The sequence below is a fragment of the Allostreptomyces psammosilenae genome, assembly GCF_013407765.1.
GTDB classification, from domain to species: Bacteria; Actinomycetota; Actinomycetes; order Streptomycetales; family Streptomycetaceae; genus Allostreptomyces; species Allostreptomyces psammosilenae.
On the sequence record NZ_JACBZD010000001.1, the window covers coordinates 5317502 to 5338409 of the forward strand.

The 20908-nt window shown below is 74.0% G+C and carries 17 protein-coding genes and 1 pseudogene; 9 read left to right on the plus strand and 9 right to left on the minus strand.

Translation table 11 applies throughout. The features are described from left to right. The first annotated feature begins 292 nt into the window (after positions 1-292). Complete coding sequence (locus FHU37_RS21980; RefSeq protein WP_312892716.1) at positions 293-1759, plus strand: glycoside hydrolase; 1467 nt, start codon at positions 293-295, stop codon at positions 1757-1759. A gap of 53 nt (positions 1760-1812) precedes the next feature. Here the strand turns inward: FHU37_RS21980 and FHU37_RS21985 are convergent, their stop codons facing one another. Continuing rightward, positions 1813-2232, minus strand: coding sequence for an MmcQ/YjbR family DNA-binding protein (locus FHU37_RS21985; RefSeq protein ID WP_179815831.1), 420 nt, complete (start codon positions 2230-2232; stop codon positions 1813-1815). A 234-nt stretch (positions 2233-2466) separates the two neighbouring features. Between FHU37_RS21985 and FHU37_RS21990 the strand changes: the two genes are divergently transcribed. Continuing rightward, the gene (locus FHU37_RS21990) at positions 2467-4200 is read left to right on the plus strand and encodes a SpoIIE family protein phosphatase (protein ID WP_179815832.1); all 1734 of its coding nucleotides are present in this window, start codon (positions 2467-2469) and stop codon (positions 4198-4200) included. Positions 4201-4439: 239 nt separating this feature from the next. Here the strand turns inward: FHU37_RS21990 and FHU37_RS21995 are convergent, their stop codons facing one another. Further along, positions 4440-5429: a LacI family DNA-binding transcriptional regulator gene (locus FHU37_RS21995; RefSeq protein WP_179816477.1), complete on the minus strand. Its 990-nt coding sequence runs from the start codon at positions 5427-5429 to the stop codon at positions 4440-4442. A gap of 245 nt (positions 5430-5674) precedes the next feature. Between FHU37_RS21995 and FHU37_RS22000 the strand changes: the two genes are divergently transcribed. Continuing rightward, the gene (locus FHU37_RS22000) at positions 5675-6742 is read left to right on the plus strand and encodes an ROK family protein (RefSeq protein WP_179815833.1); all 1068 of its coding nucleotides are present in this window, start codon (positions 5675-5677) and stop codon (positions 6740-6742) included. Positions 6743-6943: 201 nt separating this feature from the next. Here the strand turns inward: FHU37_RS22000 and FHU37_RS22005 are convergent, their stop codons facing one another. Beyond that, on the minus strand, positions 6944-7399 hold the full coding sequence (locus FHU37_RS22005) for an acyl-CoA thioesterase (RefSeq protein WP_179815834.1): 456 nt from the start codon (positions 7397-7399) through the stop codon (positions 6944-6946). 370 nt (positions 7400-7769) lie between these two features. Here FHU37_RS22005 and FHU37_RS22010 point away from each other — a divergent pair, with 370 nt between their 5' ends. Further along, positions 7770-9104: an NUDIX domain-containing protein gene (locus FHU37_RS22010; protein ID WP_312892717.1), complete on the plus strand. Its 1335-nt coding sequence runs from the start codon at positions 7770-7772 to the stop codon at positions 9102-9104. 68 nt (positions 9105-9172) lie between these two features. Here FHU37_RS22010 and FHU37_RS22015 read toward each other — a convergent pair whose 3' ends face one another. Beyond that, on the minus strand, positions 9173-10645 hold the full coding sequence (locus tag FHU37_RS22015) for a dipeptidase (protein ID WP_179815835.1): 1473 nt from the start codon (positions 10643-10645) through the stop codon (positions 9173-9175). Positions 10646-10924: 279 nt separating this feature from the next. Between FHU37_RS22015 and FHU37_RS22020 the strand changes: the two genes are divergently transcribed. Next, a complete protein-coding gene (locus tag FHU37_RS22020) occupies positions 10925-12223 on the plus strand; it encodes a geranylgeranyl reductase family protein (RefSeq protein WP_179815836.1) in 1299 nt (432 codons plus the stop codon). Positions 12224-12297: 74 nt separating this feature from the next. Here the strand turns inward: FHU37_RS22020 and FHU37_RS22025 are convergent, their stop codons facing one another. Together FHU37_RS22025 and FHU37_RS22030 are read right to left on the minus strand one after the other, a co-directional pair. Beyond that, positions 12298-12645 carry a hypothetical protein gene (locus FHU37_RS22025; protein WP_179815837.1) on the minus strand — a complete coding sequence of 116 codons (348 nt, stop codon included), beginning with the start codon at positions 12643-12645 and terminating at the stop codon, positions 12298-12300. Positions 12646-13356: 711 nt separating this feature from the next. Continuing rightward, positions 13357-14322 carry an aldo/keto reductase gene (locus tag FHU37_RS22030; protein ID WP_179815838.1) on the minus strand — a complete coding sequence of 322 codons (966 nt, stop codon included), beginning with the start codon at positions 14320-14322 and terminating at the stop codon, positions 13357-13359. A gap of 213 nt (positions 14323-14535) precedes the next feature. On the opposite strand from FHU37_RS22030, the gene FHU37_RS22035 reads away from it, so the two are divergent. After that, positions 14536-15396: an amidohydrolase family protein gene (locus FHU37_RS22035; protein WP_179815839.1), complete on the plus strand. Its 861-nt coding sequence runs from the start codon at positions 14536-14538 to the stop codon at positions 15394-15396. A 337-nt stretch (positions 15397-15733) separates the two neighbouring features. Continuing rightward, entirely contained in the window at positions 15734-16462 is a 729-nt protein-coding gene (locus tag FHU37_RS22040) for a helix-turn-helix domain-containing protein (protein ID WP_312892718.1), read from the plus strand. Here the strand turns inward: FHU37_RS22040 and FHU37_RS22045 are convergent. After that, entirely contained in the window at positions 16459-16956 is a 498-nt protein-coding gene (locus FHU37_RS22045) for an NUDIX domain-containing protein (protein WP_179815841.1), read from the minus strand. The two genes, FHU37_RS22040 and FHU37_RS22045, sit on opposite strands and share 4 nt — an antisense overlap. Before the next feature lie 34 nt (positions 16957-16990). After that, complete coding sequence (locus tag FHU37_RS22050) at positions 16991-18397, minus strand: NsdA family TPR-like regulatory protein (protein WP_218904114.1); 1407 nt, start codon at positions 18395-18397, stop codon at positions 16991-16993. A 65-nt stretch (positions 18398-18462) separates the two neighbouring features. Between FHU37_RS22050 and FHU37_RS29610 the strand changes: the two are divergent. Continuing rightward, a pseudogene (locus tag FHU37_RS29610) lies at positions 18463-18813 on the plus strand (ATP-binding protein); the annotation flags it as partial. Positions 18814-18992: 179 nt separating this feature from the next. On the opposite strand, the gene FHU37_RS22060 reads toward FHU37_RS29610, so the two are convergent. Next, the gene (locus tag FHU37_RS22060; protein ID WP_179815843.1) at positions 18993-19820 is read right to left on the minus strand and encodes a MerR family transcriptional regulator; all 828 of its coding nucleotides are present in this window, start codon (positions 19818-19820) and stop codon (positions 18993-18995) included. A 364-nt stretch (positions 19821-20184) separates the two neighbouring features. Here FHU37_RS22060 and FHU37_RS22065 point away from each other — a divergent pair, with 364 nt between their 5' ends. Then, entirely contained in the window at positions 20185-20781 is a 597-nt protein-coding gene (locus tag FHU37_RS22065) for an HhH-GPD-type base excision DNA repair protein (protein WP_179815844.1), read from the plus strand. Positions 20782-20908: the final 127 nt, after the last annotated feature.

Consider the following 20908-nt stretch of genomic DNA (forward strand, 5'->3'; position numbering starts at 1 on the left):
ACGGGCCCACGGATCCATCACGGAGGGCGGGCGGTCGCCCTCACCGCGCGGGGTCCGGCCGGACGGCATGGCGTCCGGCCGGACCCCGCGCCCCTTCGGTCGGTGCGCGTCGGAAGGCCGCGCGAACGGCGCGAGAACGCGCCGGAAGCCGATGGGAGCCGCAGCATCCCGCAGGAGCGAACAGAAAACCCCAGGTCGCCACAGAACCTCTCAGGAACCGTCGTCATCCCTCTCGACAAACCGTCAGGAGCGCCCGACTCTCGTCAGGGGACACCGCCGATGGGAGGGTGATGTGAGGCGCAGGACACTGCTCACGGCCGCCGGGGCGACACTGGTCGGCGGCGCGCTCGCGACCGGCACCGCGCGGGCGGACACCGTGGTCGGCATCGACCCGGGCACCGAGTACGGGGCGTGGGAGGGCTGGGGCACCTCACTCGCCTGGTGGGCGAACGTGTTCGGCGAACGCGACGACTTCGCCGACCTGTTCTTCACCACGCGGCCCGTCTCCTACGGCGGGCGCACCCTGCCGGGCCTCGGGCTGAACATCGCCCGCTACAACCTCGGGGCGTGCAGCTGGAACAGCGTGAACGGCGAGACCATGGTGGCCTCGCCCAACATCCCGCGGTTCAAGCAGATCGAGGGCTACTGGCAGGACTGGCGCAGCGAGGACCCCGCCTCCTCGGCGTGGAACTGGAACGCCGACCGGGTGCAGCGGGCGGCGCTGCTCAAGGCGCACCAGCGCGGCGCGATGGCCGAGCTGTTCTCCAACTCGCCGATGTGGTGGATGTGCCTGAACCACAACCCCTCGGGGGCGGCCGACGGCGGGAACAACCTCCAGCCGTGGAACTACCGCCAGTTCGCCGCCTACCTGGCCACCACTGCTCGTCATGCCCATGACAGCTGGGGGGTGCGGTTCGTCTCGGTCGAGCCGTTCAACGAGCCCTCCTCCACCTGGTGGGTCGCCGACGGCCGCCAGGAGGGCTGCCACATCGACGCCGCCGTCCAGCGCACCGTGCTCGGCCACCTGCGCGCCGAACTCGACCGGCGTGGACTGGCCGGCACCCCCATCGCCGCCTCGGACGAGACCAGCTACGACCTCGCCCGCACCACCTGGGCCTCCTTCGACGCGCCGACCCGCGCCCTGGTCGCCCGGGTCAACGTGCACGGCTACCAGGGGGCCGGCGGGCGCCGCGACCTGCTCCACCAGGAGGTCACCGGGGCCGGGAAGGGGCTGTGGAACTCCGAGACCGGCCAGGACGACGCCACCGGGCTGTCCATGGCCACCAACCTCTGCCTGGACTTCCGCTGGCTGCACCCGACCGCCTGGTGCTACTGGCAGGTGATGGACCCCAGCCCCGGCTGGTCGCTGATCCACTACGACCCGAACACCCTCCAGGCGGGCGCCGTGCAGACCAAGTACTACGTCCTCGCGCAGTTCACCCGGCACATCAGGCCCGGCATGCGGATCCTGGCCACCCTGGCGGGCAACTCGGTGGCCGCCTACGACCCGGCCGCCCGGCGGCTGGTGATCGTCGCCGTGAACCCCGGCGCGGCGCAGACGCTGACCTTCGACCTCAGCCGCTTCGGCCAGGTGACCGGCGACAGCCAGGGGCGGGTGCGGCGCTGGGCCACCCTCACCTCGGGCGGCGGCGACCTCTACACCGGCTACACCGACACCTCGGTGAGCGGCAAGACGGTCTCCGTGCGCTTCGCCGCCGGCTCGGTGCAGACGCTGGAGATCGACGGCGTGGTGGAGTGAGCCCGCGGGGGTGTGCCGGCGCGGCCGGGCGCCCGTCCCCGGCCGGCCGCGCCCTACGCGCCCCCGCGCTCCGCGTCGAGCCGCGCCACCAGCCGGCGCGGCGCCATCGTCCGGTACGCCTCCTCGATGATCGCCGCCAGTTCGTCCCAGTCCAGCTCGTCGCTCAGCCGGACCCCGAGCCACCCGTGCTGACCGACGTAGGGCGGCACGAAGAAGCGGTCCGGCTCCTCCCCGACCATGCTCTCCTGCACGCCCGGCGGCGCCGGGCACCACAGGGCGAGGTCGGACGGGTCGTCGGCGAAGTAGGCCAGGATCCGCTTGCCCCGGACGAAGAACGCCGGCGACCCGTGACTGACCCGCTCGCTGGTCTCCGGCAGCGCCAGGCAGATCCGCCGGAGCCCGGCCAGGATCACCTCGGCCGAGGCGTCCGCCTCCGCCCCGCCGCCCCCACGCCCGTCCACACGCACGTCCATGCCTCCGATTCTGCCGGTCGGCACTGACACCGCGCCCCGTCCGCACCGCCCGCACCACCCGCGAACGGCTCCCGGGCGGCCCGCGCACGGCCCCGCACTGCCCCCGGCGGCGCGAGTGCACCCGGACGCGGGCGGGGATTGGCGCCACCGGGAGACAGCGGTCACGATGGAGACGCGCGGTGTGGCTGGAGGATGGAAGCGCGGGGCGGGAGGCGGGGCCGAGGAGGTGCGGGAATGACCGTCCACGGGGCCGGCGGGCACACGGGGCGGCGTCCCACGGGTGCGGCGGGAGGCCCGCTCCTGGAGCTGCCCGACGTCTCCGACGCGGGCCTGTACCTGGTGGACGAGCAAGGGCTGATCATCGCCGCGAACCCCCGGGCGGAGGCGCTGCTCGCCCGGTCCGCCGAGGACCTGCTCGGTCGTGACGCCCACGACCTGCTGCACCGGGACGCCCGTGGGCAGACCGTGCCCCGGGCCCGCTGCGTGATGCGGCCGGCGTTCCTGGAAGGCCGGACCGCCCAGGGGCAGCGGGAGTGGTTCGAGCGCGGGGACGGCTCCCTGCTGCGGATGTCCTGGCTGGTCACCCCCTACCGGATCGGCGAGGACGCGACGGGCGCGATCGTGCTGTTCCACGAGGCCACCCCCGACGAGGCCCTCGCGTCGGAGGAGGGCGATCCGGCCGCCCCGTTGTCCGAGCTCGACCGCCTCGCCCTGCTCGCCGAGACCACCACCCGGCTCACCTCCACGCTGGACGTCGAGGAGGCGCTGCGCCGGCTGGTGAGGATCGTGGTGCCCCGGCTGGCGGACTGGGCCGTGGTGGACCTGATCACCGAGAGCGGCGAGGTGTGGCGCACCGCCGTGGTGCACCACCAGGACGGCGCGCTGGTGCCCCGGGAGGACCTCCAGGGGCCGTTGCCGCCGATCCCGCAGGATTCCGTGATGCCCCTGGCCCGGGCGCTGCGCGGCGCGGCGTCGGCGCTGGCCCGCCCGCAGGACTACCAGGGGCCCGTGGAAGCGGGCATCCCGGTGGCGCAGCGGGAGCTGTTCCGGGTGACCGGCATCCACTCGGCGGCCATCGCGCCGATCCACGGCCTGCGGGAGGTGCTCGGCGCCCTGACGCTGGGCCGTTCCGACCGTCCCGCGGCGTTCACCGCCGCCGAACTCTCCCTGCTCGACGACATCGCCCACCGGGCCGGGCTCGCGCTCGGCAACGCCCGCCTGTACCAGCGGCAGCGGCGGGTCGCCGAGACCATGCAGCGCCACCTGCTGCCGCAACTGCCGCACGTACCGGGCCTGGAGATGGCCGCCCGCTACGCGCCCGCCCCGCACGCCTCACAGGTCGGCGGCGACTGGTACGACGCCTTCGCCCTCCCCGACGGGGCGACCGCCCTGGTCATCGGCGACGTGGTCGGCCACGACCTCGACGCCGCCGCCGGCATGGCCCAGGTCCGCAACATGCTCCGCGCCTACGCGCTGTCCCACACCGAGCCGCCCAGCGTGATCGTCGACATGCTGGGCCGGGCGGTGACGCAGGTGCCGGAGGCCTCCATGGCCACCATGGTCTTCGCCCGGGTGGAGGACCACGGCGCCGGCCGGTGGCGACTGCGCTGGACCAACGCGGGCCACCCGCCGCCGCTCCTGGTCGGCCACGACGGACGGTCTCGCTTCCTGGAGGCCGGGCACGGCATCCTGCTCGGCACCGGGACCGACCTGCCGCACGGCGACGCCGTCATCCCGCTGCCGCCGCGATCCACCCTGGTCCTCTACACCGACGGGCTGATCGAATCCCCCGGGCGCTCCATCGACGACGGGCTGGTCCGGCTCCGGCGGCAGGCCGCCGAGCTGGCCCGGCACCCCCTGAACGACCTGTGCGACCTGCTGCTCGAACGCGTCCCGTTCGCCGACCGCGGTGAGGACGACATCGCCCTGCTCGCCGTCCGGGTGCCCGACAAGAGCCCGGGCGGGTGACCGGGCCCGCCCCTCCCGCCTACCGGCACGTCACGGCCGGTCCGCGCGCAGCACAGCGCCCGGCGCCCCCTGGGGACCCCCGATTCCAGAATCCCACGCGGTGATCGGCCGGCAACAGTCACCCGTTCGGGCCTGTGGACAACTTCCCACCCGCCGCGTCGGCCCCGCTCCTCGGCGCCCCCGGGCTGGCGCCGCGTCGGCCCTTCCGCCCGGCCGTTCCCCCGACGTTCCGCCTTCTCTCAGCTCGCCGCCGGGGGCAGTTCGCCGGAGCCGCGGGGGATCAGCCGGGTGGGCAGCTCCACGTCGCGCGGCGGTCCGGCGCTCCCGTCCAGGCGGCGGAACAGCAGCTGGGCGGCGGTCCGGCCGAGTCCGGCGACGTCCTGGGCGACGACCGTGACCGCGGGCCGGAGCAGCTCGGCGAACTCCAGGTCGTCGAAGCCGACCAGGGCGATCCGGTCGCGCTGGTCGCCCAGGGCGCGCAGCACCTGCACCGTGGCGCGGTTGTTGCCGCTGAACAGGGCGGTCACCGGGTCCGGCCCGGCCAGCAGCCGTCGCACGTCGGCCGCCACGCGCCCGGGTTCGATCGGCCCCGGGCAGATCCACCGCTCGTCCACCGGCAGCCCGGCCTCCGCCATGGCCGCCCGGTAGCCGGCGAGCCGGCGCTCGGCCGTGTAGATGCCGGAGCGGTCGCCGACGAAGCCGATCCGCCGGTGGCCGCCCGCCACCAGGTGCGCCACGCCCAGCCGGGCGCCCTCGGTGTTGGCGGTGACGACGGCGTCCGACTCGATGCCTCCGGCCGGGCGGTCCACGAAGGTCGTGGCGACACCGGCGGTGATCTCCGGCAGCAGGTACCGGTGGTCGGTCCCGGCCGGCACCACGATCAGGCCGTCCACCCGCCGGGCGCAGAAGGCGAGGGCGAGTTCCCGTTCGCGCTCCGGCTCCTCGGAGCTGGAGCCGGCGAAGAGCAGGTGGCCCCGGGCGTGTGCCTCCTCCTCGACGGCGCGGTGCAGCTGGGCGTAGAAGGGGTCGCCGATGTCCTCCACGACCAGTCCGATGCTCTGGGTCCGGCGCTTGCGCAGGATGCGGGCGCTGTCGTTGCGGCGGAAGCCCAGGGCGGTGATGGCGCTGCGGACCCGGGCGGCGGTCGCCTCGGTCACCCCGGGCTCGTCGTTGACCACGCGGGAGACGGTCTTCAGGCCCACCCCGGCGTGGAGCGCGACGTCCTTCATCGTCGGCCGGCTGACGGTGCCGGAGCCGTCCTGCTCGTGCGGGTCGATGGGCACGGGTTATCGCACTCCTGGGGGTCGCGGTCCCGCCGGCATCGGGCGGGAGGCTGGGCGGACTGGAGGAGGGCCGAAGACCTCGGAAGCGAGGGAGTTCCGAACCCCGGGCCCCTGACACTATCGTCCTGATAACGTTGTCAAAACCGGAGTGGCGGTGCACGGCCGCGGTGGCCAGAACGGAGACAGCCCGGATGAGCACGGGGAGCGGGTCGTGGACCCACGGATCGGCACTGGTCGGCGAGGAGCGCGACGGCCGGCCTGGCGGCGTGGCGGCGGGCGACGCGACGACCGGCGGGGCGCCCGTCGAGCGGTCCGAGTGGACGGCGGCCGGCGGTGACCTGGTCGCCGCCGTGGACTTCGGCGGGACCAAGATCGCCGGCGCGCTGGTGGACGGCTCCGGCCAGGTGTACGCCCGGTGCCGGCGGCCGACGCCGGCCCGTGCGGACGCCGAGACGATCATGGCCTCGGTGGCGGAGGTCGTGGCGGAGCTGACCGCCGCCCCGCAGTGGTCGCGGGTACGGGCGGTCGGCGTCGGCAGCGCCGGTCCCATCGACGCGGTGCACGGCACGGTGAGCCCGGTCAACGTCCCCGCCTGGCGCGGTTTCCCGCTGGCCCCGCGGATCGCCGAGCTGGCCGGCGGCCTGCCGACCGTGCTGACCGGGGACGGGGTGGCGATGACGGCGGCCGAGCACCGCTGGGGGGCCGCACGGGGAGAGGACGACGCCCTGTGCTTCGTGGTCTCCACCGGCGTGGGCGGCGGACTGGTGCTGGGCGGCCGGCTGCTGCCCGGCCGCACCGGCAACGCCGGGCACCTCGGGCACATCACCGTGGACTTCGACGGCGAGCCGTGCGTCTGCGGCGGCACCGGCTGCGTGGAGCAGCTCGCCTCGGGCACGTCGATCGCCCGCTGGGCGCGGGAGAACGGCTGGCGCCCGGCCGGCGAGGACGCCTCGGCGGCGGCGGTGGCGCAGGACGCGCGCCGCGGCGAACCGGTGGCCCTGGCCGCGTTCGACCGGGCGGGACGGGCCCTGGCGGGCGCGATCGCGGCCACCGCCACCCTGGTGGAGATCCGGGTGGCGGTGATCGGCGGGGGAGTGGCGGCGGCCGGCGAGGTGCTGTTCGAGCCGGTCCGGCGTCATCTCGACGACTACGCCACGCTCTCCTTCGCCCGCGGCGTGAACGTCGTGCCGGCGACGCTCGGTGGCGACGCCGGCCTGATCGGCGCGGCCGCCGCCGCGGCGGTCGAGCTGTCGCTCTGAGGCGCCGGGCGGCCCGGCCCCGCCCGCGGTCGGCCCCGTCCCGCACGGGGCCGACCGGGGCTGACCGCGGGCTGACCAGGGCTGGCCGGGGCTGACCAGGGCCGACCGCGGCCCGACCGGGGGCCGACCGGGCACGCGCACCGGGCGTCGGTGGTGTTGCCGTCCCCGCGGTGGTCGTCCGCCCCTCGGGGGCCCGGTGGGTCAGTCGGCGACGGGTTCGGCGAGCCGCAGCAGGGGGGCCGCCGCGGCACGCAGCGGCTCGCTCAGCGGGGCGGGGCGCAGCGTCTTCGGGTCGAGGTTGACGTTGACCCGGCGGCCTTCGGCGTGGACGACGGCGAGGTCGTCGGAGAGCAGGCGGAAGCCGTAGACCAGGCTGGTGCGGCCGAGGTGCTCGATCCAGAAGTGCACGTTGGCCCGGCCCACGCCGAGGACGGGCAGGTGGAAGGTGATCTGGAACTCGCGCACGGCCGGGAAGATGTCCACGAAGCGTGACCGCGCCGGGTCGAAGGACCACCCCTGCTCCACCCAGTACGCCGTGACGGCACGCTCCACCAGGACGGCGTAGCGCGCGTTGTGCAGCATGCCCATGGCGTCGAGATCGTCGAAGTGGATCTCCACCGGACGTATGTGGCCATATTCCGCCGCGATAGTGGTCATTCGTGACTCCGAAGCGTTCGAGAGCGTTCAAGGATGCTCGGTTTCTGGCGTGCCGTCACCGTAGCAGAAAACTGAACGATCGATCGTGCGGACATCTGACAGGTCGGGCGTCGCGGGTGAGGCGGTAAGGAGGGGCGCGCGTCTGCGTCACGCACGCCACCCGCGCTGCCCGCACGCCTGTTCGTCCGCTCCGTGCCACCGTATGCCCCCTGTCGGGCGCCCCCGGCACGGTAGGCGGTGCCGCCCGGAGGGCATGTGACGCTGTGGCCCCTGAACCGGCACGTGAGCGATCGGCGTGTCCCGCGGGGGGATGCTCCGCACAGGCCACCATGCTGGAGGGGCAGCCCTAGGACGAAAGGGAGGGGGAGCTGTGATCGTCTGGATCAATGGCGCCTTCGGCGTGGGCAAGAGCACCGTGGTTCGACACCTCACCGACCTGATGCCCGGCAGCAGCGTGTTCGACCCGGAGGAGATCGGCGCCTGGCTGCGCCGACTGCTGCCGACCGAACGCCTCCGGGGCGTCACGGACTACCAGGACCTGCCGCAGTGGCGGCGGATGACGGCGCTCACACTGGCCGAGACCCACGGGGAGGAGGCCACGGGGGAGTACTGCACGGACGGAGCGTGTGACGCCGCCCCGCGCGCCGGCGACGCGGGAGACGGCGGGGCCGCCCAGCAGGACGCGCTCGCCGACGCCGCCCGCTGCGGCGCCGACTGCCGGTACGACATGGGCGGCGACGGCCGCGCCGACCGGGTGCTCGCCGGCGCGGCCCTGGGGGCGGAGGGCGGCACGGCGACCCATGCGCCCGGGGCGCTCGCCACGGTCACCGCCGTCGGAGCCGGCGCCGCACGCGGCACCACCACCACGGCGACCGGCGGACGGGCGGCCGTGCGGAGCCCCCGGGGCGGAACGCCCCCGCCGCGCACCGTCCTGGTGCCGATGACGCTGCTGCGCCAGGAGTACCGCGACGAGATCTTCGGCAACCTCGCGGCCCGCGGGCTGACCGTCCACCACATCGTGCTGGATGCCGAAGAAACGATCATTCGGCAGCGGATACGCGGCGACCGCATCGACACGGAAGCGCTCAACCACCGCCTCGCCCACCTCTCGGCCTACCGCGAGGCGCTGCCCTGGCTGGCCAAGGACGCCCACCTGGTGGACACCGCCGGGCTCACCCCCGGACAGGTCGCCCGCCGGGTGTGGGACGCCGTCCGGGCCGGACCGGGACGGTGCACCATCGTGCACACCCCCCGCCCCACCGCCGCCACCATCGCCTCCGGCGTGCTCTTCTTCGACGAGGAGGGGCGCGTGCTGCTGGTCGATCCGACCTACAAGGCCGGCTGGGAGTTCCCCGGCGGCATGGCCGAACCCGGCGAACCCCCGGCCCAGGCCGCCCTCCGCGAGGTGCGCGAGGAACTCGGCCTGCGGCTGACCGGCCCGCTGCGCCCCCTCGCCGTCCACTGGGAGGGCCGCTCCGCCGCCGGCCCCGGCGGGGTGCGCCTGCTGTTCGACGGAGGCGTCCTCAGCCCCGGGCAAATCGCCCGAATACGGCTGCCCGAGGACGAACTCCGCGGCTGGCGGTTCGTCCACGAGGCCGAGGCCGCCGCCCTGCTGCCCCCGGTCCGGCTGCGCCGGCTGACCGCCGCCCTGGAGTGCCGCCGCTCCGGCGCCACCGGCCCGGCCTACGTCGAGGAACGCGTCTGAGCCCGGCCGCGGGCCGCCCGTAACGGGAGCGCGGCCCGCCCGCCGGCACCGCCGGGCCCCGCGCCGCGCTACGCCCCCGCGGCCCCCACCCCGGACCGCCGCGCCGGGCGACCCGTCCAGCGCGCCGCGTAGCCCCGCAGGAACAGCGCCTCGGCCAGCGCCATCCGCTCCAGCTCCCCCGGATCCACGCTCTCGTCCACCGCGTGGATCCGGGCGCCCGGATCCTCCACCCCCAGCAGCACCATCTCCGCCTCCGGGTACGTCCGCCGCAGCAGCTCGCACAGCGGGATGGAACCGCCCTGACCGGCCAGCACCATCTCCCGCCCGAACGCCTCCCGCATCGCCTCGCCCAGCGCCGCGTACGCCGGCCCCGAGGTGTCCGCCCGCATCGGCTGCGCCGGCGTCCCCCACGGCTCCACCTCCACCCGCGCCCCCCACGGCGCCGCCCCCTCCAGGTGCGACACCAGCGCCCGCCGCGCCGCCTCGGCGTCCGTGCCCGGCGGCACCCGCAGGCTCAGCAGCGCCCGCGCCCGGGACTGGATCGCCGGCACCGCGCCGTCCACCGACGGCGCGTCGATGCCGACCACGGTGATCGCCGGTCGGGCCCACAACCGGTCCGCCACCGAACCGGTGCCGATCAGCTCCACCCCGTCCAGCACTCCGGCGTCCTCGCGGAAACGCCCCTCCGGGTACTCCAGCCCCTCCCACGCCTGGTACGACTCCAGCCCCGGGACCGCCGTCCCGCCGTGCTCGTCGCGCAGACCGTCCAGCAGCCGGATCAGCGCCGCCAGGGCGTCCGGCGCCGCGCCCCCGAACTGCCCGGAGTGCAGGTTGCCGGCCAGCGTGCGCACCGTCACCCGCAGCACCACCGTCCCGCGCAGCGACGTCGTCGCCGTCGGCACCCCCGTCGCGAAGTTCCCCGCGTCCCCGACCACGATCGCGTCCGCGGCCAGCAGCTCCGGATGGGCCGCGACGTACCGCTCCAGCCCGCCCGTGCCCTGTTCCTCCGAACCGTCCACGATGACCTTCACGGTCACCGGCAACGGCGCGACGGCCTCCCCGGCCAGGCCCTCCCCGACCGCCCGCACCCCGGTGGCACCGTCCCGCTTGACGCCCGCCACCTGCCGCAGCGCCCGCAGCGCCGTCAGGTGCATCAGGATGTTGCCCTTGCAGTCCGCCGCCCCGCGCCCGTACCAGCGGCCGTCCCGCTCGGTGAGCTCGAACGGGGGGGACGTCCACGCCGCCTCGTCCAGCGGCGGCTGCACGTCGTGGTGGGCGTACAGCAGGACGGTCGGGGCGCCGTCCGGCCCCGGCAGGTGCCCGTACACGGCGGTGCTGCCGTCCGGCACCTCGAGCAGCCGTACGTCCGGCACGCCCTCGGCGGCCAGGGCGTCCGCCACCCAGCGCGCCGAGGCCCGACACTCCTCCACCGGGAACAGCGACGGGTTGGCGACCGAACGGAACGCCACCAACTCGGCCAACTCCCGCCGCGCCCGGGGCATCAACGACCGCACCGCTTCCGCCAGCGCACCGTCCACCATCGAATACCTCCCGTCCCTGCCGTGCTCCGTCGCACCGCACCTCATGATCCCGCACTCCCGCCCACCCGGCCGACCGTTGCGCCGGCCGACCGCTGCGCCGGCCGTCCAACGTTTCGCCGGCCGGAAGTCGGCAGCCGCCCGCCGCAGGCCGTGTGCGCCGGCCGTCCACCGTTTCCCCCGGCCGCCCGAACGGGCCGCCGAAGCGGAGTCCGGGCCCACCCGCACGGCCCCCTCCCCGCGCCAGCACCCGGACACCGCCCGGTCTTAGGCTTGGTGCCCATGACCAGGGATCACGTCGACGAGCGAGACGAAGCGGGCGCGCCCGGCCAGGCGCCGGCCGCGGCCGAGGACACCGGCGCGGGGCTGACGCCGCCGAACGGTGACGGTGTGTGGGACGTGGTGGTGATCGGCGCCGGCCCGGCCGGCTCCTGCGCCGCGTACGAGGCGGCCACCGCCGGGCGCTCCGTCCTGCTGCTGGAGAAGGCCGAACTGCCCCGCTACAAGACCTGCGGCGGCGGCATCATCGGCATCACCCGGGACAGCCTGCCGCCCGGCTTCCGCATCCCGCTGCGCTCCACCGTCAACTCGGTGACCTTCACCCACGACGGACGCTTCGCCCGCACCCGCGGCGCACGCCGCACCCTGCTCGGCATGGTCTCCCGCGAGGACTTCGACGCCGCCCTGGCCCGCCGCGCCGAACAGGCCGGCGCCCGGCTGCTCACCGGCCGGGCCGTCGCCCGCGTCGAACAGGGCGTGGACGACTCCGACGCCGCGTCCGCCGACCGGTCCGAGGCGGCGGCGCCCGCGGTCACCGTCGTCTGCGCCGACGGCGCCCGGATCCGGGCCCGCGCCGTGGTCGGCGCGGACGGCAGCGCCGGCCGCACCGCCGCGCACGTCGGCGTGGAGTTCTCCCAGGTCGACCTGGGCCTGGAGGCGGAGATCCCGGTCCCGCCGAGCGTCGCGGAGGACTGGGCCGGCCGGCTGCTGATCGACTGGGGCCCGCTGCCCGGCTCCTACGGCTGGGTCTTCCCGAAGGGCGACACCCTCACCGTCGGCGTCATCGCCGCCCGCGGCCAGGGCGAACAGACCCGCGCCTACCTACGCACCTTCATCGACCGGCTGGGCCTGGCCGGCTTCCCGCCGCGGATCTCCTCCGGCCACCTGACGCGCTGCCGCTCCCCGCACTCCCCGCTGCACCGCGGCCGGGTGCTGGTCGCCGGCGACGCGGCCGGCCTGCTGGAGCCGTGGACCCGCGAGGGCATCTCCTACGCGGTGCGCTCCGGCCGGCTGGCCGGGCGGCAGGCGGCGCGCGTCGCCACCGCCACCACCGAGGCGGACGTCAAGGTGGCCACGGACGGCTACGCCACCGCCATCGAGTCCACCCTGGGGCTGGAGATGAAGGTGGGGCGGGAGATGCTCGCCCGCTTCGAGCGGCACCCGCAGACCCTGCACGCCGCCATAACGCTGATGCGCCCGGCCTGGAACGCCTTCGTGCACATCTGCGAGGGCCGCACCACCATCGGCGCCATGCTGCGCAGACCGATGGTGCGCCGAGCCGTCCAGGCCCTGGGCCGCTAGGACGCCGCGCCCGCCGGTGGGGCCGGTGGGGCCCGGGGGTTGCCCTGGGCCGCACCGGCCGGGCGAACCCCAGGTCAGCGGAACTCCCGCACGACCTCGATCCGCCCCACGATGTGCGCGTTGAACTCGTCCAGCTCCTCCGCCGGCACCCACAGCTCCAGGATGGTGCGCCCGCCGGCCTGCTGGACGGGGTAGCGCTCCAGGAAGGCGCTGTCCACCTCGAAGCGGGTGACGTAGCCGACGCCGTGGTGCGGGACGTTCCAGTCCCGGGCGATCCGGACCGCGTAGTCCTCGTTCAGCACGGGATAGAAGATCGGCTGCTCCGGCAGGCGCGGCGGCCACGCCCGCCAGTCCGACTGCCGGACCAGCTCCAGCTCCTCGGGGCCGGTGGGCCGCCACAGCGTCGTCGTGCGCGTGGTCATGACGGTCGGCTCCCTTCGCCCGTTGCCGGAGGGCACCTCCCCGCCGGAGGCGCCGCGTCCGTCCTGGAGGTGCCACCTCCGTGCCGGAGGGGGCGCCTCCGTACCGGGATGGGGCGCCCGATGACGCCCGTTCCCTCCCCGGAGCAGCGACGGTAGCGCCCCGCCGATCCGCCTCGCCCATGGTTTTCCACCGACGGCGCCGTGCCCGGACGGACGGCGCCATGCCCGGGGCGGAGGGCGCCGTGCTGGGAGCGGTGGCGCAGCCGTACCTGGACCGGCGGTGCCACACTGGCCTCGCTGTTTGGCATGGCTCCGCCAGGAGTTTTCCACAGCTCGAAAGAGGGCCTCCCGCCACGCCGATGTTCCGTGAGACCTTTAAGAAAGGGGGTCCCCCTGGGGCTCCCTACAGGGCGTTGGCCACGAATCGAGAGTGCCACGCTGCGGAAGTCGGCCCGCGCCCTCGGCAGGCCTCCGCGTTCCCTCCCTCCGCGCGCTCCCTCCCTCTGCAGCTCCTCCCTCCGTGCCCCCGGCCAGCCTCCGCGCTTCCTCCTTCCGCGCGCTCCCTCCCTCCGCGACCCCTCCCTCCCTCCCCCCACCGCCCCCCATCACTCATTCACTCCAGCGGTCGGCTCCCCTCCCTGGGTGGGCGACGGCCGCCCACCCAGGGAGAGAGAACGCGCCCCAACCGCGCCCGCCGGGGCCGCGCCGGAGTCAGTAGCGGGAGCCGACCGGGGCGGGGAGGGCGTCGAGCTCGGCGAGGTCCTCGGGGGTGAGGGTCAGGTCGGCGGCGCCGGCGTTGTCCTCCAGGTACTTGGGGGTCTTGGTGCCCGGGATCGGCACCACGTACTCGCCCTGCGCCACCACCCAGGCCAGCGCCACCTGCGCCGGGGTCACCTCGCGCCGCGCCGCGATCGCCTTCACGGCGTCCACGATCGCCTGGTTGGCGCGCAGCGCCTCGTCCTGGAAGCGCGGCAGCCGGGCGCGCCAGTCGCCCTCGGGCAGGTCGGCGCCGCTGGCGAACCGGCCGGCCAGGAAGCCCCGGCCGAGCGGGGAGAACGGGAGGAAGGCGATGCCCTGCTCCTCGCAGTAGGGCAGGACCTCCGCCAGCGGGTCCCTGGTCCACAGCGAGAGCTCCGACTGCACGGAGGCCACCGGGTGCACGGCCTGGGCGCGCTTGATCTCCTCCACCGAGACCTCGGACAGCCCGATCCGCAGCGCCTTGCCGGCGGCGACGGCCTCCGCCAGCGCGCCCCAGGTCTCCTCGATCGGCACCTCGGGGTCGACCCGGTGCAGCTGGTAGAGGTCCACGTGGTCGGTGCCGAGGCGGCGCAGGCTGGCGTCGATGGCCTCACGGACGTACTCCGGACGCCCGTTGCGGATCAGGCCCGGCGGGTTGGCGTCGGGCGCGCCGCCCACCAGCAGGCCCACCTTGGTGGCCAGCACGGCCTGCTCGCGCCGGCCGCGCAGCGCCTTCCCCACCAGGTCCTCGTTGGTGAACGGGCCGTAGACGTCGGCCGTGTCGATCAGGGTGACGCCCAGTTCGAGGGCGCGGTGGATCACCGAGATGGAGGTGGCCTCGTCCCGGCCGGTCGGGTCGTAGGCGTGCGTCATGCCCATGCAGCCCAGGCCGATCACTCCGACCTCGGGACCCTTGCTGCCGAGTGTGGTGGTGCGCATGTTGCCTCCCGTTCGACGCGGATCGCCGATCACATGATCGACCCGGGGACTACGTTCGCACTTGGAGCACACTCAACGTCAAGCGGCGACCGGGGGAACGCCGTCGACGGACACGGGATCGAACGCCGGGCGCTGGGGCGGCCGGCGGCCTACCGGACATCGGATCTCCCTGTTACGCTCCCCGCGCCCGACGCAGCGTCCAGGAGGCCGCGCATGACCCGGATCGACGCGCACCACCACGTCTGGGACCCCGCCCGCCGCGACCACGCCTGGCTCACCGAGCCCGGCATGGACCCCATCCACCGGGGGTTCTCCGCCTCCGACCTCGCCCCGCTCGCCGAGGCGGCCGGGATCGAGCGGACCGTGCTGGTGCAGGTGCTGCCGGACGTCGGGGAGACCGAGGAGTTCCTGGCGCTCGCGGCCGGCAGCGAACTCATCGGAGGTGTGGTCGGCTGGGTGGACCTCACCGCGCCCGACATCGCGGACGTCCTCGCCCGCCTCGCCGAGGGGCCGGGCGGGGACCGGCTGGTGGGGATCCGCCATCTCGTGCAGGGGGAGGCGGATCCGGCCTGGCTGAACCGGCCGGACGTGCGGCGCGGGCTGCGTGCGGTGGGCGCGGCCGGGCTGCGGTACGACCTGCTCACCCTGCCGCACCAGTTGCCGGCGGCGATCGACACGGTGCGGGCGCTGCCGGAGGTGGGCTTCGTCCTGGACCACCTCTCCAAGCCGCCGATCGCCGTGCGGGAGTTGGAGCCGTGGGCGGGGCGGATCCGCGAGTTGGCGGCCGAGCCCAACGTCTGCTGCAAGCTGTCCGGGATGGTCACCGAGGCGGCGCTGGTCGGCTCGCCGGGGGGTGATGGCTGGACGGTGGCGATGCTGCGGCCGTACGCGGAGACCGTGCTGGAGGTGTTCGGGCCGGAGCGGCTGATGTTCGGCTCCGACTGGCCGGTGTGCCTGCTGGCCGCCTCCTACGCGGAGGTGGTCGGGGCGGCGGAGGAGTTGGTGGCCGGTCTGTCGCCGGCCGAGCGGGAGCGGGTCTTCGGCGGCACGGCGGCGGACTTCTACGGTCTGTAGCGCGCATCGGCCGGCCGGCACCGGATCGTGCGGCGCCACGTCCCGGCCGACCGGGACCCGGCCGGCCCCGCCGTCCCTGTCAGGACCGGGGAACACCACCCCTCCCACCCCAACCCGTGCGCTGCACACGGATGGGTGACTGGTGGTCACTCCGTGCCCACGGCACGCGTTCGGCCCGCTATGCTGCTCCGCGACAACCCCACAAACGACGACGGCCCCCGACGGGACTGGCATCCCGGCCGAGGGCCTGACCATCAAGGAAGCTACGACCTTCCCCATGGCTATCGCGCAGTCTAGCGCGGGCGCTGCGGCGCCTCCGCGCTCTCCACAGGCGGGCGTGTACCACGTGCGGTACCGCCACACCTCCGGCTACACCAAGATTGGCAACCACCTCGCCCAGCACCGGACGCTCTCGCTGGTGGCGCGCGGGCTGGCGCTGTACATCCTGTCGCTGCCGGACGGCAGGCGGATCTCCATCAAACTGCTGGCCGGGCGCTTCCAGGAGGGCGAGGTCACCATTGCCCGTGCGCTGCGGGAGTTGGAGGCGGCGGGGTATCTGGAGCGTCGCCGCGAGCGGCTTCCGGACGGGCGGATCACCACGCGCACGGTCGCCCACGACAACCCGGCCGCGCGGGAGACTCCGCCGGCCGCCGAGCCCACCCCGCCCCAGCCGTCTTCGCCCACACCCGCACCCGCGCCGCGGGGCGGAGACCCCGCCGCCGACCTGCTGTCCGGCCTCCGCGCGGCTGCGCCCGCGTTGCTGCTCTCCGAGTCGGCCGTGAGGGCGCTGGCCCCGCTGGCGGGGGTCTGGTTGGAGCGCGGTGTGAGCGCCGAGGAGGTCGTGCGGACGCTCACCCGGGATCTGCCGACGGGCCTGCGCAGCCCTTACGGCCTGCTGCGCCACCGCCTGATCGCAGGGCTTCCCCCGGCCCTGCCGGCCAGCCCGCCGAGATCGCAGCCCGCACCCCTGCCGCTACACACCTGCGACGGCTGCGACCGCTGCTTCCGTGGACCAGCACCCGGCCTCTGCCGAGACTGCCGCGAGGCAAGCACGGGCGCGGCCTAACTCCATCCATCCAGCGTGACCTGCGGGCCGCCGTGGAGATATCTGTTGAGTGCGCTGGCGGTTGTCGGCACGAACTCTTGGGGGATCTCCTTCACATCAACCCAGCACACCTGGGCATGCTTGCTGGGCTCGCCGTTCAGAAGCTCTCCGGTCCAGTCGTGGGCGACGAATACCACCGTCAGAAATCCGTTGGGAGCTTCCACGCCGAACGCCCCGTGAATCACGTGCGCAAGTCGGAGGGACTGGGGATCGACCACCAGGCCAGTTTCCTCTCGCAACTCGCGGACGGCGGTCTCGATGATCGGCTCACCGGGATCGCTCTTACCCACCGGAAGGTCCCACATTCCCCGCGCGAACTTGGCCCCAGGGCCGCGCTGAAGCAGTACGACGCGGTCGGTTTCCCTGTCGTGGACGATCACGGCAGCCACGAGCAGCGTCATTGACCCAAGTGCCGGTTTCAGTGCGTGTGCTTCTTCGGTGGTGGGCTCTGCCATGGTCGACCTCCAGCCGTGAATCGTGGAACCCAGGCTAGAGCAGTGCTTCACGGGCGCGGCGATCGAGCTCCACAGCCCCCGGAACCCGCCGGCGGATGTAGGTCGCAAGGGTGGGGCGGATGTACGTGATGGCCTTGCGGGTCCGGTCTGATGACACACCCTCCATGAGGTCGAGCGCCTGCCCCCACGCTGCCACGGCCTCGTCCGCCTTCGCCTGAGCGGCCAGGCAGTCCCCAAGATCGGCGTAGGTGAGCATGTGTACCCGCTTGTACTTCCTGAGGTCCCAGCGAACAAGTGCCGCCCGATGTTGTCTCTCTGTTCCGGCATGGTCGGCGAGATCGGTCAGTGTCCTGGCTGTATGGCTAGCGATGGTGCCTTCCGCCGGACCGCTGACCGCCGAAAACGAAGGTTGGGGTTCCTCGTCTCTCGCGAGGGCGTTCTCGGCCGCGAGGAGGGCACGAGCGGCCGCCACCTTGTCCTTTGCGGCGGCGTGTGCCCGGGCGTGGGTGATGTGGAGCAGTGCCTCCGTTCGGCCGTCCACGTGTCCCACGCTGCGACGCAGAGCACCTTGGACCAGGGCGACGCAGTGGCGTGGTTGCTTGAGCGACAGGGCCTGATGGGCCATGGCGCGCATCATCCAGCCGGCATGGCCGTGTGGATCGGCCTCACACGCCAGTTGGTAGCCCACGAGGTAATAGCGCTGCGCGGCACCCTCCTGACCCAGGTCGTGGTGCTTCCAGCCGGCCAGGTACGCCAGTTCCGCGACGGCCGCGAATGCTTGGCGCCGGACGTCCTCCGACGGAAAACGTGCCACCAACAATGGCGCGGCCGTGTCCGCAAGGTACGCGGTTACTGTCGTCAGGCCATGGCCGCCGCCGAGACGTTCGTCCGCCGCACTGAAAACGGCCGTGATCTCTCGCACCACGTTGATCTCAGCCAAACCGGCGTGTGCGCTCTGTCTGCGCACGCGGAGCATTCGCGAGACAGCCTCGTGGTCGTAGTTCAGTGGCAGGGACAGAGCAGTCGTGGTGAAAGCGGCGGCGGACAGGAAACGCCGACGTTCGAGATCCGCCCTGCCGAGGTCCCTTGCTGCCACCACCGGGTCCGAAACGAACGGCAGTTCCTCATCAACGGGCTCCAACCCGATCTCCCTCATGGTGATCGGTCGGCCTGCCCGTCGGGACAGCGCCTCAGCGAGGTACTGGCCGACCCGGCCGGACGGGCGTGCTCCGTCGACCCAGTGAGCCACCGCCGACTTGTTGGTCCGCAGGATCTCGCCGTTCTCGGCTGCCACCCGGCGGACGGCGTGGGCCAGGGCCTCGTACGTCCATCCGGTCGCGGCGATAGCGTCACGGAGTCGGTCGTTCGGCTGCCGTCGAGTCGTCACGTTCGCTCCCCATGAACGTAAACCGGGTAAACCGCATTGCGTGCTCGACACCATACCGAGGGTGACTGTGTGGCGGTTCACTAATCACCAGCCTGATCCCTCGTCGAGGAGTCCGCTCCATGCCCTCGTTGAAGTTCTTCGCCCCCGCGATCCCGGCCGCCGTCCCGGCGGTCCGTCGCCGGGTACTGCTGACCATCCGCTCCTGGGGGCTGCGGCTCGACGCGGACACCGCCGACTCGCTCCCGGTCGTCGTCTCCGAGCTCGTCACCAACGCCGTGCTGCACGCCGGCGGCATCGTGATCACCATCGGCGTCCACTTCGCCCGCCGGTGCCTGCGCATCGAGGTCTACGACGGCAGCAGCGAGCAACCACACCCGCGTACGCCCGACCACGAAGACGAGACCGGCCGGGGCCTCCTCCTCGTCACCTCCCTCGCCCACCGCCACGGCACCGACCCGACCCCGCGCGGCAAACGAACCTGGGCCGAGTTCGACGTCCCGCAGGGCCCGCCCTACATCCGCTTCCCCCGCCTCCGCCGCGACCTGCGTGCCCTCCGCCCCCGCCCCTACGTCCTGGTCGCAGACACCCTCCACGCCCCCCGCCTCACGCACGGCGCGCGTGAGGCGGGGGGCATCGGTGGATCAGGAGGTCACGCCCGCGCGACGGGCTCCTGCAGCTCCGTCACCCACTCCTCCTTGTTCTCCGGGCACTCCAGGTACAGCTCCCGGGCGTACCCGGTGGAACGGTGCCCGTTCGCGTCGATCCACCGCGACAGGGCCTGCGCGGTCGGCATGACGCCGTCCATCGGCCCGCGGTGCACGATGGTCGCCGCGCTCTCGATCGCGGGCAGGTCCACGACGGCGAAGTCGTACCCCGGATCCGGTGCCACCGCCACCGGGAAGGCGGCGTGGCAGACGACCGCGCCGTCGCCCTCCTCCGGGGCCGCCTCGTAGTAGGCGATGCTGTGGCCGGTGATGGCCACGCCGGCGGCCTCCAGCCGCCGGTACAGTTCCTCGAACAGCGGGCTGATGGTCGGCCCGACGTCCTCGGGGCCGAAGCTGGCCGCGACCGCGGTCAGCTCGGCGACCCGGACGGCCGGGACACGCTTGATCACGACGTCGTCGGTGGGCATGGCGCCCTCCCTCTCGATGCTGTGGAGCCGCGCCTCGACCTGGACCAGGCGGGCCGAGGCGGCGGCCATCGCCGCCTCCAGCTCCGCCCGGCGCAGCCTGAGCATGCCGCGCAGTTCCTCGGCCCCCACCCGCTGGTCCAGGATGTCCCGAACCTGCTGGAGGGTGAAGCCGAGGTCCTTCAGGGCGATGACCCGGTTGAGCCGGGCGAGCTGGGCCGCCTCGTAGAAGCGGTAGCCGCTGGCCGGGTCGACGTGGGCCGGGCGGAGCAGCCCGATGGCGTCGTAGTGACGCAGCATGCGGACCGACACCCGGCCGACCCTGGCGAAGTCTCCGATGGTGAACATGACTCCTCCACTCCAGGGCCTCACACGGTGTCATGGTCAAGCGGACCGGCGCGGGCAACGTTTACGAGACTGCCGTACTCCAAATTGAACGCCAGGTGAACGGGGTCTCCGGGCGATCCCCGGTCCGTCCGGGGCCGGCCGGCGCGGCCCGTGGAGGTCGCGCCGAGCCGGGCCCGGCGGAGTCGGAGCCCCGCGACCGTCACGATCCGTGATCCACCCAGCGGGCCAGTCAGCGTGTTGGTCAGCCGACCGGTGGCGACGGCGGGTGAGGATGGGCCACGGCACGTCACCACTCCCCGCCCGACGCGCGACCAGGCACGCCCCCGACCAGGAACGCCCTGTCCTCACCAGGAGCGACACCCCCATGAACACCACCGTCCACCTCGCCCAGCAGCCCGAGGCCGACGAACTGCTCGGGCGCAGCCCGCTGGCCGCCCTGATCGGGATGCTGCTCGACCAGCAGATCCCGATGGAGTGGGCGTTCACCGGCCCCTACACCATCGCGCAGCGCCTGGGCCGCGACGACCTGGACGCGCACGAGATCGCCGCCCACGACCCCGAGGCGTTCGCCGCGCTGCTGTCCGCCAAGCCCGCCGTGCACCGCTACCCGGGGTCCATGGCGCGGCGCGTGCAGCAGCTGTGCCAGTACCTGGTGGAGCACTACGGCGGCGACGTCACCGCGCTGTGGCGTGACGCCGGGACCGGCCAGGAACTCCTGCGGCGGCTGAACGCGTTGCCCGGATTCGGCAGGCAGAAGGCGCAGATCTTCGTCGCACTGCTCGGCAAGCAGTTCGGGATCACCCCCGAGGGCTGGCGCGAGGCGGCCGGCGCCTACGGCGAGCCCGGCTCCCACCGCTCGGTCGCCGACATCACCGGCCCCGAGTCGCTGGCCAGGGTCCGCGCCTTCAAACAGGAGGCCAAGCGGGCCGCGAAGGCCGCGAAGGACGCCGGGCAGGCCTGACGCGGCGCCGAGCGGCCGTGACGCGGCGCCGAGCGGCCGTGACGCGGCGCCGGGCGGCCGTGACGCGGCGCCCGTCCCGCCACCGGAAAACGGCGCGCGGGCCGGCGCGCCCACCGGGCATCATCGC

What these genes read in the sequence shown, in the direction of transcription:
- FHU37_RS22030 (WP_179815838.1), bottom strand. Translation starts at nt 14,322, where the DNA reads ATGCGCACCACCACACTCGGCAGCAAGGGTCCCGAGGTCGGAGTGATC.
- FHU37_RS22015 (WP_179815835.1), bottom strand. Translation starts at nt 10,645, where the DNA reads ATGGTGGACGGTGCGCTGGCGGAAGCGGTGCGGTCGTTGATGCCCCGG.
- FHU37_RS22025 (WP_179815837.1), bottom strand. Translation starts at nt 12,645, where the DNA reads ATGACCACGCGCACGACGACGCTGTGGCGGCCCACCGGCCCCGAGGAG.
- FHU37_RS22000 (WP_179815833.1), top strand. Translation starts at nt 5,675, where the DNA reads ATGAGCACGGGGAGCGGGTCGTGGACCCACGGATCGGCACTGGTCGGC.
- FHU37_RS22020 (WP_179815836.1), top strand. Translation starts at nt 10,925, where the DNA reads ATGACCAGGGATCACGTCGACGAGCGAGACGAAGCGGGCGCGCCCGGC.
- FHU37_RS21995 (WP_179816477.1), bottom strand. Translation starts at nt 5,429, where the DNA reads ATGAAGGACGTCGCGCTCCACGCCGGGGTGGGCCTGAAGACCGTCTCC.
- FHU37_RS22065 (WP_179815844.1), top strand. Translation starts at nt 20,185, where the DNA reads ATGAACACCACCGTCCACCTCGCCCAGCAGCCCGAGGCCGACGAACTG.
- FHU37_RS22050 (WP_218904114.1), bottom strand. Translation starts at nt 18,397, where the DNA reads ATGGTGTCGAGCACGCAATGCGGTTTACCCGGTTTACGTTCATGGGGA.
- FHU37_RS21985 (WP_179815831.1), bottom strand. Translation starts at nt 2,232, where the DNA reads ATGGACGTGCGTGTGGACGGGCGTGGGGGCGGCGGGGCGGAGGCGGAC.
- FHU37_RS22005 (WP_179815834.1), bottom strand. Translation starts at nt 7,399, where the DNA reads ATGACCACTATCGCGGCGGAATATGGCCACATACGTCCGGTGGAGATC.
- FHU37_RS22045 (WP_179815841.1), bottom strand. Translation starts at nt 16,956, where the DNA reads ATGGCAGAGCCCACCACCGAAGAAGCACACGCACTGAAACCGGCACTT.
- FHU37_RS21990 (WP_179815832.1), top strand. Translation starts at nt 2,467, where the DNA reads ATGACCGTCCACGGGGCCGGCGGGCACACGGGGCGGCGTCCCACGGGT.
- FHU37_RS22035 (WP_179815839.1), top strand. Translation starts at nt 14,536, where the DNA reads ATGACCCGGATCGACGCGCACCACCACGTCTGGGACCCCGCCCGCCGC.
- FHU37_RS22060 (WP_179815843.1), bottom strand. Translation starts at nt 19,820, where the DNA reads ATGTTCACCATCGGAGACTTCGCCAGGGTCGGCCGGGTGTCGGTCCGC.